This window comes from Sphingopyxis sp. BE235, from assembly GCF_031457175.1.
Taxonomy (GTDB): Bacteria; Pseudomonadota; Alphaproteobacteria; order Sphingomonadales; family Sphingomonadaceae; genus Sphingopyxis.
This window is the reverse complement of the sequence record NZ_JAVDWC010000002.1, coordinates 719,247-731,694: the sequence shown is the minus strand read 5'-3', so window position 1 is coordinate 731,694 and position 12,448 is coordinate 719,247. Positions and strand designations below refer to the sequence as shown.

The window sequence follows — 12,448 nt, the reverse complement described above, 5'->3', positions numbered from 1 at the left end:
CTCATGGTCGCATGATATGAAATATCATAATTGAAAGAGTAGACAATAAATTTCAAGCGAGCTTGATGAAGCTGTCCAATACCCTCTTGCTGCCCGCTTGTTCGAACTCGACTTCGAGCTTGTTGCCGTCGATGTCGGTGATGTCGCCATAGCCGAACTTCTCGTGGAACACGCGCATCCCGATCGCGAGGTCCGATCGTGCCTTCGCACCGACCGAGGCGGCGGGGCCGCGTTCCGACGGCGCGGGCGCGCGGGTTATCGTCGACGATTGCGCCGCCGCCCGCTGCCATGCCGGGCCGCGCGTCATCGTGCGCGCGGGCTGGCGTTCGGCGACATGCGCGAAGGGATCGCCCTGCGCCGACCAGTTGGCGCGCCACAGGCTCTGGCCGCCGCCGAAGCTGTTCTCGCTGTCGACATGCTCGGGCGGAATTTCGGCGATGAAGCGGCTGGGGATGCTGCTCACCCACTGGCCATAGATGCGCCGGTTGGCAGCGTGATAAATGCTCGCGCGTTCGCGGGCGCGTGTGATCGCTACATAGGCGAGGCGGCGCTCCTCTTCGAGGCTTTGCACTCCGCCTTCGTCCATCGAGCGTTGCGACGGGAAGACGCCATCCTCCCATCCGGCAAGGAAGACATGGTCGAACTCAAGCCCCTTGGCGGCGTGGATCGTCATGATCGTAACGGTTTCGGTCGTATCGTTGTTGTCGCGGTCCATGACGAGGCTGACATGTTCGAGGAAGGCCTCGAGCGATTCATATTCCTCCATCGCGCGGACGAGTTCGGAGAGGTTCTCAAGCCGGCCCGCGGCCTCGACGCTGCGGTCGGCCTGGAGCATCGCGGTATAGCCCGATTCGTCGAGGATCAGCTGGGTGAGCTCGGGATGCGACAGCTCGTTCGCCTTGGTTTGCCAGCCGCGCATCTGGGCGATGAAATTCGCGAGCTGGCGGCGCGCCTGCGGCGTCAGCTCGTCGGTTTCGGTGATGCGCGACGCGGCATGAAGGAGCGGCGCCTGCTCGATACGCGCAAACTGGTGGATGCGCGCGAGCGCCTTGGCGCCGAGCCCACGCTTGGGGGTGTTGATGATCCGTTCGAAGGCGAGATCGTCGGCGCTCGACTGGACGAGGCGTAGATAGGCGAGCGCGTCGCGGATTTCGGCGCGTTCATAGAAGCGGAAGCCGCCGACGATGCGGTACGGCATGCCGATGGCGATGAAGCGGTCTTCGAACTCGCGCGTCTGGAACTGCGCGCGGACGAGGATTGCGGCGCGCTCCAGCGACACGCGGCGGCGCTGGAGCGTCTCCAGCTCCTCGCCAATCCGCCGCGCTTCCTCGGGCCCGTCCCACACGCCGACGACGCGGAGCTTGTCGCCGGGTTCGAGGTCGGTCCACAGCGTCTTGCCGAGGCGCCCCGAATTCTGCGCGATCAGCGCCGAGGCGGCGGCGAGAATCTGCGGCGTCGAACGGTAGTTCTGTTCGAGGCGGATCACGGTGGCGCCGGGGAAATCCTTCTCGAAACGCAGGATGTTCGCGACCTCGGCGCCGCGCCACGAATAGATCGACTGGTCGTCGTCGCCGACACAGCAGATATTCTTCCGTTGCTGCGCGAGCAGGCGGAGCCAGAGATACTGGCTGGCATTGGTGTCCTGATATTCGTCGACGAGGATATATTTGAAGCGGTCCTGATATTGCGCGAGCACGTCGCGGTGCGTCTTCAGGATCACCAGCATGTGCAGCAGCAGGTCGCCGAAATCGCAGGCGTTGAGCGTCTTCAGCCGCGCCTGATACAGCGCATAGAAATGCTGGCCTTTGCCGTCGGCGTAGGATTCCTTGTCGGCGGCGTTGAGGTCGGCAGGAACGAGCCCGCGGTTTTTCCATTTGTCGATGAGGCCGGCGAGTTGGCGCGCGGGCCAGCGTTTCTCGTCGAGTCCCTCGGCCTGAATCAGCTGTTTGAGGACGCGCAGCTGGTCGTCGGTGTCGAGGATGGTGAAATTGCTCTGCAGGCCGACAAGCTCGGCGTGGCGGCGCAGCATCTTGGCCGCGATGCTGTGGAAGGTGCCGAGCCATGGCATGCCTTCGACGACGTCGCCGACCATCCGCCCGATGCGTTCGCGCATTTCGCGCGCCGCCTTGTTGGTGAAGGTCACCGCGAGGATTTCGGACGGCCACGCACGGCGCGTCGCCATGATGTGCGCGAGGCGCGCGGTCAGCGCGGCGGTCTTGCCGGTTCCCGCGCCCGCAAGCATCAACACAGGGCCTTCGGTGGTCAGCACCGCTTGGCGCTGCGGGCCGTTGAGGCCCTGCAGATAGGGCGGGTCCGACGGGTCGGGGCGGGTCAGGTCGGGCAGGGAGGCAGGGGTATCGTTCACGCGCGAACGATTAGGGAACAGCGAGCAGGCTGTCCAGTGCGGTGAGGCGAGAAGAAGCGCCCGTTCCGGTGCGCCTCAACTCGTCGATCGTGGCGAGCGCCATTGCGCGATAGGCGGGCAGAAGCTTCGGCGAATAGGCGGCGAGCGCGTCGATATGGTCGCTTATCGTCCGGTCATCGCCGCGCAGCAACGGCCCCGATAAACCTGCAAAACCCTGATCGAGACTGTTTTCCAGTGCTGCCCGGACAAGCGGAGCGAGCAACGCCGCCGGATCGTCGACCCCGGCGTCGGCCAGCGCGTCCGATGCGCCGGCGATCAGCGTCACCAGATGGTTGGACGCATGGCACAATGCGGCGTGATAGAGCGCGCGCCGTTCCTCGGCGATTTCGACGGCGACGCCGTTCAATAGGCCGACAACATGTTTGGCCTGACCGGTGGCTTTGGGTGTCGAGCCGGTGATCGCGAACCGCGCCCCGGCCATGCGCCGCGCCTCGCTTTCGGGGTGTCCGGTGAAGGTCATCGCGGGATGCACCGCAGCCGTCAGCCCGCCCGCCGCACGGACCGGTTCGAGAATCGCCGCGCCGCTGCGCCCGCTGACGTGGAAGACGAAGGGCGTGCGGTCCGTCGGCAGCATTTTTCCAATGTCAGAGGCAACCTCTGCCAAGGCGTCGTCCGACACCGCGATAGCGATGATGTCGCACGCGGCCATCACGCGATCGGCGCCCGCGGCGACGTCGGCACAGCCGATCCGCGCCGCGGCAGCGCGCGCACGTTCGGGGGAGCGGCTCCAGAGCAGCGGCGGGGCGGCCGAATGCGCTGCGAACGCGATGGCGAGCGCCTGCGCGACGCGGCCCGCGCCCATGATACCGAACTGGCGGGATGGGGGATTGTCCATGCCAGCGCTGTAACGTGTCCGCAGCGGTTTCGCCAACGCTTGGCGAACGGGCATTTTCGTCACGGCTTTCGATTGACCGAAGTGCATACGGATCATATATGATTCGTATATCGGTCAACTGGAAGAGAAGCCCATGGGCATTGTGAAAATCGACGACGACCTGCATGAGGAAGCGCGGCGGGCCAGCACGGTAATGTGCCGGTCGATCAATGCGCAGGCCGAGTTCTGGATGAAGATCGGTATGCTGGCCGAAGCCAATCCGACCCTGTCCTTCAACGATATCGTGCAGTCGCAACTCGTTGCGGCGCAGGTGCGTCTCGTGGATGTGGCCGCCGCCTGACATGGTCAAGACCTCGGACGAACTGGCGCTGATGCGCGTATCGGGCAAGCTGCTGGCGTCGGTTTTCGAGATGCTGGACGGGCTGGACCTGACCGGCATGTCGACGATGCAGGTCAACGACCTCGTCGATCGCTTCATCAGCGTGGACCTTGCCGCGCGCCCGGCGAGCAAGGGGCAGTATGGCTTCAAATATGTCCTGAATTGCTCGATCAACCATGTTGTCTGTCACGGCGTGCCCGATCCGGACGAGATCATCCGCGACGGCGACATCATCAACCTCGACATCACGCTGGAAAAGAACGGCTTCATCGCCGATTCGAGCAAGACCTATCTGGTGGGCGATGTTCCGCCGGCGGCAAGGCGGCTTGCCCGCGTCGCGCAGGAAGCCATGTGGAAGGGCATCGGTCAGGTGCGCCCCGGGGCACATCTGGGGGACATCGGCTTCGCGATCGAGCGGCATGCCAAAAAGAACGGCTATTCGGTTGTGCGCGAATATTGCGGGCACGGCATCGGCCGCGAGATGCACGAGGAGCCGCAGGTGCTGAATTACGGACGGCCGGGAACGGGCCTGAAGCTGCGCGAGGGCATGGTCTTTACCATCGAGCCGATGGTGAACCAGGGCACCCGCAAGGTCACGACGGCACGTGACGGATGGACCGTCGTTACCAACGACCGGAAACTCTCCGCCCAATTCGAACATACGGTCGCGGTGACAGGCAGTGGCGTCGAGGTCCTGACGCTGCGCCGCGACGAGACGCCAATGCTGGAACGACGGGGGTGATATCTTTGATGGCCGTCCTTTAGCGACGGTCGGGACTTTATCTCGACATTCTCTGCATCTACGGTCGGGCGATGCACGCATATCCCACAATCCGGCTGGCGAGCGCCGCCGCGGCAATTTCGATTCTTTCGGCCTGTGCCGGCGGCAATTTCCGGCCCGTGGCCGACGCGCCGGTCCGGATCGGGCCAGCCTATTCGATCCGCGGCACGACCTATGTGCCCGCCGCCGCCCCGGCCTATGACGCGGTCGGCTATGCCAGCTGGTACGGGAGCGAGTCCGGCAACCGCACCGCTAATGGCGAACAATTCCGTCCGGGCTGGATCACCGCGGCACACACGACGCTGCCGTTGCCGACCTATGTCGAGGTGACCGCGCTCGACACAGGGCGCCGTGTCATCGTGCGCGTCAACGATCGCGGCCCATTTGCGCTCGGGCGGATCATCGACCTCTCGCGCGGCGCCGCCGAAGAGCTCGGTATCAAGGCACAGGGCCACGCCCCGGTGCGCGTGCGCCGGGTCGAACCGTCGGAAAAGGACCGCAAACGGCTTCGCGAGGGCAAGCCCGCCGCGGGGCTCCGGCCTCTGTCGGGGGAGGAACTGCAACGGCTTAGGGCACAGCTTCCGGTGAAGGAGCGCTAGGCGGAGCGCATTCCGGCTTGCGCCGGACCGGGGAACGCGTTCAAAGCGGCGCCGATATCGAAAGGCGTTCACCTTGGATCTGGCACCCTATCGCGCGCATCGGCGCATCCTGACCGCGAGCCTTGTCGGCACCGCGGTCGAATTTTACGATTTCTATATCTATGGCACCGCGGCGGCGCTTGTATTCGGGCCGCTTTTTTTCCCGAAGAGTTCGGACTCGGCGCAGCTGATGTACAGCTTCATGACCTTTGGCCTCGCTTTCTTCGCGCGGCCGGTGGGGGCGATCGTCTTCGGCCATTATGGCGACCGGATCGGGCGCAAGTCGACGCTTGTCGCTTCGCTGATGCTGATGGGCGCGTCGACGTTGCTGATCGCCTTCCTGCCGACCTATGCGATGGTCGGCTGGGTTGCGCCGTTGCTGCTCTGCATCCTGCGCTTTGGGCAGGGCTTCGGGCTCGGGGGCGAATGGGGCGGGGCGGCGCTGCTCGCGGTCGAGAATGCGCCGCCGGGATGGAAATCGCGCTTTGGGATGTTCCCGCAATTGGGGGCGCCGGTGGGTTTCATCGCGGCGAACGGGCTGTTCCTGTTACTGGGCCTGGGCCTCAGCGACGCCGATTTCGCGGCGTGGGGCTGGCGCATTCCGTTCCTGCTGTCGGCGGTGCTCGTCGGGCTGGGGCTATGGGTGCGGCTCAAGATCACCGAGACGCCCGACTTTGCCGAGGCGCTGGAGAATAAGGCGCCGGTCGCGGTGCCGCTCGGCGACCTGTTCCGGCATCATCTGGTTGCGACGCTCGCAGGGACGTTCGCGGTGGTCGCCTGTTTCGCGATTTTCTATCTAGCGACGAGCTTTGCGCTCGGGCACGGGACGCAGACGCTTGGATATCCCAAGGAGCAGTTCCTGCTGATCCAGCTCGGCGCGATCCTGTTCATGGCGGCGGGAATCATTTTCGCAGGCTATGTCAGCGACGCGTCGAGCGAACAGCGCGTATTGACTTGGGGCTGCGGCGCGACGGTGCTCATGGGGTTTGTGTTCGGGCCGGCGCTGGCGTCGGGAAGCTGGCTGCTCATCTTCCTTGGCCTCGCGACGGCGCTCTTTGTGATGGGGCTCGTTTATGGCCCGCTCGGCAGCTGGCTGACCGGCCTGTTTCCTGTGCATGTCCGCTATACCGGCGCGTCGGTCGCTTTCAATGCGGGCGGGATATTGGGCGGCGCGATGGCGCCGATCATCGCGCAGGCGCTCGCCGAATGGGGTGGGACCGCGACGGTTGGCTTCTATCTCGCGATCGCGGGCGTGGTGAGCTGGCTGGGTCTGCTGATGGTCCGGCGGCGGGGGATCAGGCGGGACGCCTGACGCGAAAACGGTCGAAGAGGCGGCCGTCGATCGCGACGAGACCTGCGGCGATCAGCGCCATACCGATCCAGTGCCGCGGTAGTAGCACTTCGCCGAGCAGCAGGGTGCCGAGGAGGATCGCGGTGACCGGAATGAGGAGCGTGACGAGCAGCGCGTTGGTCGCACCGGCGCGCGCGATCAGGCTGAAATAGAGGAAATAGGCGACCGTTGTCGAAAGCAGCGCGAGCCCGCTGATCGCAAAGAGCGTGATCGTGCCGGGAAGGGCAAGCTGCCACGGGGCGTCGACGAACAGCGCGACCGGCAAAATGAGCAGTGTGCCCGCGACAAGCTGCCCCGTCGCGACGTCGAGCGGGCCGACGCCCCAAGCGCGGAACCGGCGGCCGTAAACCCCGGCGAGCGCGTAGCAGAAGGTCGCGCCAAGGCAGGCGAGTTGTGCGGAGAGGTTGGTGCCTACCCCCGACAGCGCACCGCCGCCGATCATTACCGCGACCCCGGCGATGCCCGCGCCGACACCGACGAGTTTCGCGGGCGTGGCCTTTTCATCGGGGGTGAAAAGATGCGCGACGATCACGCCCCAGAGCGGGGTGGTCGCGTTGAGAATCGAGGCGAGGCCGCTTGCGATCTGGGTCTGCGCATAGGCGAAAAGCGAGAAGGGGAGCGCAGTGTTGAGCAGGGCGAGAAGAAAAAGCGCGGGCCAGAGCCCGGCGCGGCGCGGCATAACGCGGCGGGTAGCGGCCATGAAGCCCAGCATCAGCAACGATGAGAGGCCAAGGCGGGCGAGGACCAGGGTGAAGGGCGGAACCTCGCGCAGCGCTATGCCCAGAAAGAAGAAGGAGCCTCCCCACAGGATCGAGAGCAGGATCAACATGCCCCATTCGGCGGCGCCCATCCGGAAGTTGATCGGTGCTGTCATGACGGGACCCTAGCGGCGAACGGAACGGCGAAGCATCCCGCTTCTTGCGGTCAAAGCCGGCCCGCCCGGACCAGCAGCGTCAGCTTCGCCTTGCCGACCTTGCGTTCGGCATCGATCTCGAAGCCTGCGACGTCGACCGCTTCATTGTGCGCGGTCTCGATCGACACCCAGCTGTCGGCGCCGATCCAGCCGAGGCGGTTGAGCTTATCGAGCGCGACGCTGCCCGCTCCGGTGTCGTAAGGCGCGTCGAGCAACAACAGATCGTAGGTGCGCTTGGCGGGGCCGAGGCTCATCACCGAGCCGGCGCGGATGTCGGCGCGTGCGGTGGCCTCCAATGCGCCCAGATTCTTGCGCAACACGTCGAGCGCGTCGCGATCCTGCTCGGCGAACAGGCATTGTTCGGCGCCGCGCGACAGCGCCTCGATCCCGAGCGCGCCCGACCCCGCGAAGAGATCGGCGACGACCAGTCCCTCGAAACTGCCGACGCGGCTCGTCAACATCGAGAAGAGCGTCTCGCGCGTGCGGTCGGCGGTCGGGCGCGTCGCGTCATTCTTGGGCGCGAGCAGCTTGCGGCCGCGCCATTCGCCAGCGATGACGCGCATCAGCCGAGGTGCCGCCGGAATTTGAACAATTCGTCGCGCGGGACGACATCGACCGCGCCGAGCGGCATGCCGCCGAGTTCGAACGCGCCGTAACGCGTGCGGATCAGGCGGCTGACCTGCAACCCGAAATGTTCGAGCACCTTGCGGACTTCACGGTTCTTGCCTTCGGTCAGCGTCATTTCGACCCACTGGTTGCGGCCCGTGCGGCGTTCGAGGTTCGCGTCGATCTTGCCGTAGCGGACGCCGTCGATCTCTATCCCCATCGCGAGCTCCTCGAGCTGCGCCTGGCTGATGTCGCCGAACGCGCGCGCGCGATAGGTGCGCTCGACGCCGCTCGCGGGCAGTTCGAGCTGGCGCTTGAATTCGCCGTCATTGGTGAGGAGCAAAAGCCCCTCGGTATTATAGTCGAGACGGCCGACGGGCATCAGGCGCGGAAGATCCTTGGGCAGCAGATCGTAGATCGTTTTGCGTCCCTTGGGATCGCGGGCCGCGGTGATGCAGCCCGCGGGCTTATTGAAGCGGTAGAGGCGCGTCGAGACGGGCTTGGCAACGGGGTTGCCATCGACGGTCAATCCTTCGAGCGAGGTGAGCAGCGGGGCGGGATGGACGATGACCTGCCCGTTGAGCGCGATGCGGCCTTCTTCAACCATGCGTTCGACGTCGCGGCGCGAGCCGACGCCGGCGCGCGCGAGCAGTTTGGCGATGCGCTGCGGTCCGTCCTCGCGCTCGGCCTCGGCGGGTTTGGTTTTGAGCGCGGTTGCGGCGCCGCGTGCGGCGCGGCGGCCCTTGGGGGCGTCGCGGTCTGCGGTGGGGCGAGGCGTCGAGCGGGGTGGACGGCGTGTCGTCATCGGAACGGATGCGGCTTTCTTGTCGTTTTCAAGGAAAATAGTGTTGCGTTGTGATCACGCTCATAGCCGGAAAAGACTCGCTTCGTCGATGGCAAGCAGAAGCAATCTTGCAGGACGGCGCGGAGCGAGTCATGGCGATGTTAAAGGGAGTCATCATGCTCTTCGCCCACCGCCCCACCTGCATCAAGCGGTTGCTGATCATCGAGGATGATCCGCTGACCGCGTTCGACAATGAGCACACGTTGAAACTCAGCGGGTACGACATCGTCGCAACGGTCGATTCGGGCGAGGCCGCGGTGGCGATTATGGCCGCCGAGCCGATCGACGCGGTCGTTCTGGATCTGGGACTGGCGGGCCATATGACGGGGCGCGAGGTCGCGCGTCTCGCACGCGATCGCGGTATTGCCGTGCTGCTGGTGACCGGCCAATGCCCCGAGGACGGCGCCGACATCGCGGTCGCCTGCCTCGGCAAGCCGCACAGCGCCTCTGCGCTCGTCGCGGCGCTGCGTGCGGTCGAGACGATGGCATGCAAGAATCAGGCGCCGCGCAAGGTCAGCGGCCTCACGACCTTTTGGCGTCCCGAAGCGGCGTGAGATGCGACGGACCGACCGCGCACGGCGGATCGGCAGCCAATTAGCCGCTTCCAATTTGTCCCCAACGCTTTAGGCCAAGATATGACCGGCCGCGGCCCGTCACAGGTCCAAAAGGGGGAATATGATGGCGACAGATGCGGCGATGCCGGCACCGAAGGGGTGGCGCGACAGTCTGCGACCCTATCTGGAGCCTGCGCCCCTTGCTGCACTGTTCCTTGGCATATCGTCGGGTTTCCCGTTCGCGATGATCGGCGCGACACTGACGACACGGCTCGCACAGGACGGTATCGAGAAGTCATCCGTCACCGCCTTTGCGCTGACCTTTCTCGCCTATAATCTGAAATGGGCATGGGCGCCCGCGATCGACCGATTCCGCATCCCTGTCCTCGGGCGGATCGGCCAGCGGCGATCGTGGCTGATCCTTGTCGGCGCGCTTGTTTTCGTCGCTGTGTCGGTGCTGGGCAATCTCGATCCAAAGGCTTCGCTTGCGGTCGTCGCGCTCGCGGCGATCGCGGTCGGGCTCGCCGGCGCGACCTATGACATCGTAATCGACGCCTATCGCATCGAACTGCTTGCGCCAGAACAATTGGGCACGGGGTCGGGCATGTCGCAATATGGCTGGCGCATCGGTGCGGCGGTGGCGGGTGCCCTGGCGCTCGTTGTCGCCGAACGCGCCGGTTGGGGCGTTGCCTATATGGTCTGCGCGGCGCTGGTCCTCCCGGCAATCATCACCGGGTTGGTGATGGGCGAGCCCGAACGCAAGATCGAGCGGCATTGGCCGGCGTTCCTGTCGCGTGCCCACTACGCGCTCTTCATTGGCAGCTTCCCGGTCGCGTTTCTGATCGCGCGGCAGATCGACCTATGGCTCGGCGTCGACATCCTGACGCTGATGGTCCTGGTCGGATATTTGTTCCCGTTGTTCGACCTGAGTGCCCGGCGCGCGCGCGACATCGGGTGGAGCGGGCACATCAACTGGATCATCGCGCTGCCGGCGCTGGCGCTGGTCGCGGTGCTGGCGGCGGATTGGGGGACGATCGCCGCTTATGTCGGGTCGACGCTTCTTTGGGTCGTCCTTGCCGTGGGAGCGCTCGTCATCGGGGCGCTGCTCGCGCTGCCGACTAAATCGCGCGAAGGGCAGGCCGCCGACAAGGGCGCCGTCGGGCCGCTGGCGGAATTTTTCTCGCGCGAGGGGGCAATCCTGATCCTCTTCTTCCTGCTGCTCCACAAGATCGGCGACACGCTCGCCAACCTGACCTTCAGGTTGCTGTTCGAGGATCTCGGCTACACCAATGACGAAATCGCCTTTTACGATGTCGGCCTGGGTTTCTGGGCGCTGCTCGCCGGGGTGTTCGTCGGCGGGATCATCTACGCGCGGCTCGGCATGAAAAAGTCGGTGTTGCTCAGCCTTGTCCTGATGGCGATTTCCAATTTCAGCTTTGCGGGCCTGGCCGCCGCCGGGCACAGCAATTGGGGCATGGCCGGCGCGATCGGGTTCGAGAATTTTGCCAGCGGAATCGGCGGCGTCTGCGTTGTCGCCTATCTGTCGGCACTGGCCGATCTGCGCTTTACCGCGACCCACTTCGCGCTTTTCTCGGCCGCCGCGAGTATCCTCGGGCGGTTCCTCACCGGAACCAGCGCGGGCCAGCTGATCGAACAGTTCGGCTATGTCGATTTCTATCTGCTGACGACTGCTTTGGCGGTTCCCGGCATCCTTATCTTCTGGTGGATGATGCGGTCGGGACTGGTCGATCGCTCGATCGGTACGGCGGGCGAGGTCGAGATACCCGAAGCGTCGCCTCAGGCCGTCAGTCCGGAAACTGCAGGTTCGCGCTGAGCACTTCGCCGGCGAGATAGAGCGAGCCCGCGATCAGGACGATTTCGCGCGCGGGATCGACATCGAGATCGCGCAGCGCGTCGGCAACCGAAGCGGCCGCCTTTGCATCGGCGCCGAACGCGGCGGCGCCATGATGCTCGTGCCCCGGGACGGGGACGACGGTCAGGCTGGCGAGGCGGTCGGCCAGCGGCGCGACGATCGCCGCCGGATCCTTGTTCGCGAGCATGCCGGTGATCAGGTGGACGCGCCGCGGTTCGTCCGCGAACTGGCGTGCGAGCGCGAGACCCGCATCGACATTATGCGCACCGTCGAGCCAGATTTCAGTGCCGCCGGGCAACAACGCGGCGAGGGGGCCGGTGCCGAGGCGCTGCATGCGGCCCGGCCAGAAGGCGTCCGCGACGCCGTGCGCGATCGCTTCGTCGGTCGGCTGCGGACCGGGGGCGAGGCGCAGCATCGCGATGGCGAGGCCGGCGTTGCGCATCTGGTGCGGCCCGGCCATGCGCGGACGCATCGGCTCCGCGACCGAACCCAGTTTCGAGGTCCAGCGAAAGCTGTCGCCGCTGGCCTCTATCGCCCACCCGTTCCCTTCGGGAAATAGCGTGGCGCCGACGGAGGCGACCTTGGCGGCTATGATGTCGCGCACGCCCGGCGGATAGTCGAACGTTGCCACGGGCGTGTCGGCTTTGATGATTCCCGCCTTTTCCCACGCGATGCGTATCGCCGGATCGTCGGGCGTTCCTGTTTCGGGAGCGAGCAGGAAGGCTTCATGGTCGATGCCGAGCGAGGCGATGCCGCAGACGGCGGGCGGCGGAATGATGGTGGTGGCGTCCAGGCGGCCGCCGAGGCCCACTTCGATGATGCAGTCGTCGGCGGGAATGCGCGCGAAGGCGAGGAAAGCGGCCGCGGTGGTGACTTCGAAGAAGCTCGCTTGCAGGTCGGCCGCCTCGTCGAGCACCTCTTCGAGCAATGCCGCCAGCAGCGCGTCGTCGATCAGCGTTCCGGCGAGGCGGATGCGTTCGTTGAAGCGCACGAGGTGCGGGCTGGTGTAAGCGTGGACGTGTCGTCCGCTCGCCTCGAGGATCGCGCGTAGGTAGGCGCAGGTCGATCCCTTGCCGTTGGTGCCCGCCACATGGAAGGTGCGCGGCAGCTGGAGCTGAGGGTTACCGAGACGCGCGCAAAGTTCGGCGATGCGCTCGAGCCCGAGGATGTCGCGGCCCGGTGATAGGGCTGCGAGGCGATCGAGTTGGGCCTGCACCGCAGGGTCGCTGGAACGAGCGTGATCTGCCAT

Annotated in this window: 12 protein-coding genes; 6 read left to right on the top strand and 6 right to left on the bottom strand. The window is 65.6% G+C overall.

The window, feature by feature from the left end; genetic code table 11:
• Nucleotides 1-52 precede the first annotated feature (52 nt).
• Nucleotides 53-2,365, bottom strand: a complete 2,313-nt coding sequence (locus J2X38_RS10735; RefSeq protein ID WP_310253900.1) for a UvrD-helicase domain-containing protein — start codon at nt 2,363-2,365, stop codon at nt 53-55.
• 10 nt (nt 2,366-2,375) lie between these two features.
• A complete protein-coding gene (locus J2X38_RS10730; protein ID WP_310253898.1) occupies nt 2,376-3,260 on the bottom strand; it encodes a DUF2520 domain-containing protein in 885 nt (294 codons plus the stop codon).
• Nucleotides 3,261-3,393: 133 nt separating this feature from the next.
• Between J2X38_RS10730 and J2X38_RS10725 the strand changes: the two genes are divergently transcribed.
• From J2X38_RS10725 to J2X38_RS10710, 4 genes are all read left to right on the top strand, one after another.
• A complete protein-coding gene (locus J2X38_RS10725; RefSeq protein WP_037515180.1) occupies nt 3,394-3,600 on the top strand; it encodes a ParD-like family protein in 207 nt (68 codons plus the stop codon).
• A 1-nt stretch (nt 3,601) separates the two neighbouring features.
• A complete protein-coding gene (map, locus tag J2X38_RS10720) occupies nt 3,602-4,381 on the top strand; it encodes a type I methionyl aminopeptidase (RefSeq protein ID WP_310253895.1) in 780 nt (259 codons plus the stop codon).
• 71 nt (nt 4,382-4,452) lie between these two features.
• Nucleotides 4,453-5,019 (top strand): septal ring lytic transglycosylase RlpA family protein, encoded by a 567-nt coding sequence (locus J2X38_RS10715; RefSeq protein ID WP_310253891.1) that lies wholly within the window; start codon nt 4,453-4,455, stop codon nt 5,017-5,019.
• A gap of 79 nt (nt 5,020-5,098) precedes the next feature.
• A complete protein-coding gene (locus J2X38_RS10710) occupies nt 5,099-6,370 on the top strand; it encodes an MFS transporter (RefSeq protein ID WP_310254843.1) in 1,272 nt (423 codons plus the stop codon).
• On the opposite strand, the gene J2X38_RS10705 is transcribed toward J2X38_RS10710, so the two are convergent.
• From J2X38_RS10705 to J2X38_RS10695, 3 genes are read right to left on the bottom strand one after another with little or no spacing between them, the layout of a single operon-like run.
• On the bottom strand, nt 6,354-7,283 hold the full coding sequence (locus J2X38_RS10705; protein WP_310253889.1) for a DMT family transporter: 930 nt from the start codon (nt 7,281-7,283) through the stop codon (nt 6,354-6,356). The genes J2X38_RS10710 and J2X38_RS10705 overlap by 17 nt on opposite strands.
• Nucleotides 7,284-7,333: 50 nt before the next feature.
• Nucleotides 7,334-7,885, bottom strand: a complete 552-nt coding sequence (gene rsmD, locus J2X38_RS10700) for a 16S rRNA (guanine(966)-N(2))-methyltransferase RsmD (RefSeq protein ID WP_058538387.1) — start codon at nt 7,883-7,885, stop codon at nt 7,334-7,336.
• The gene (locus J2X38_RS10695; RefSeq protein ID WP_058538388.1) at nt 7,885-8,733 is read right to left on the bottom strand and encodes a pseudouridine synthase; all 849 of its coding nucleotides are present in this window, start codon (nt 8,731-8,733) and stop codon (nt 7,885-7,887) included. The genes rsmD and J2X38_RS10695 overlap by 1 nt, the downstream gene beginning before the upstream one ends.
• A 155-nt stretch (nt 8,734-8,888) precedes the next feature.
• Here J2X38_RS10695 and J2X38_RS10690 point away from each other — a divergent pair, with 155 nt between their 5' ends.
• A complete protein-coding gene (locus tag J2X38_RS10690; protein WP_058538604.1) occupies nt 8,889-9,326 on the top strand; it encodes a response regulator transcription factor in 438 nt (145 codons plus the stop codon).
• Nucleotides 9,327-9,447: 121 nt separating this feature from the next.
• Entirely contained in the window at nt 9,448-11,160 is a 1,713-nt protein-coding gene (locus J2X38_RS10685) for an AmpG family muropeptide MFS transporter (RefSeq protein WP_310253885.1), read from the top strand.
• Here the strand turns inward: J2X38_RS10685 and J2X38_RS10680 are convergent.
• On the bottom strand, nt 11,132-12,448 hold the full coding sequence (locus tag J2X38_RS10680) for a glutamate ligase domain-containing protein (protein WP_310253883.1): 1,317 nt from the start codon (nt 12,446-12,448) through the stop codon (nt 11,132-11,134). The two genes, J2X38_RS10685 and J2X38_RS10680, sit on opposite strands and share 29 nt — an antisense overlap.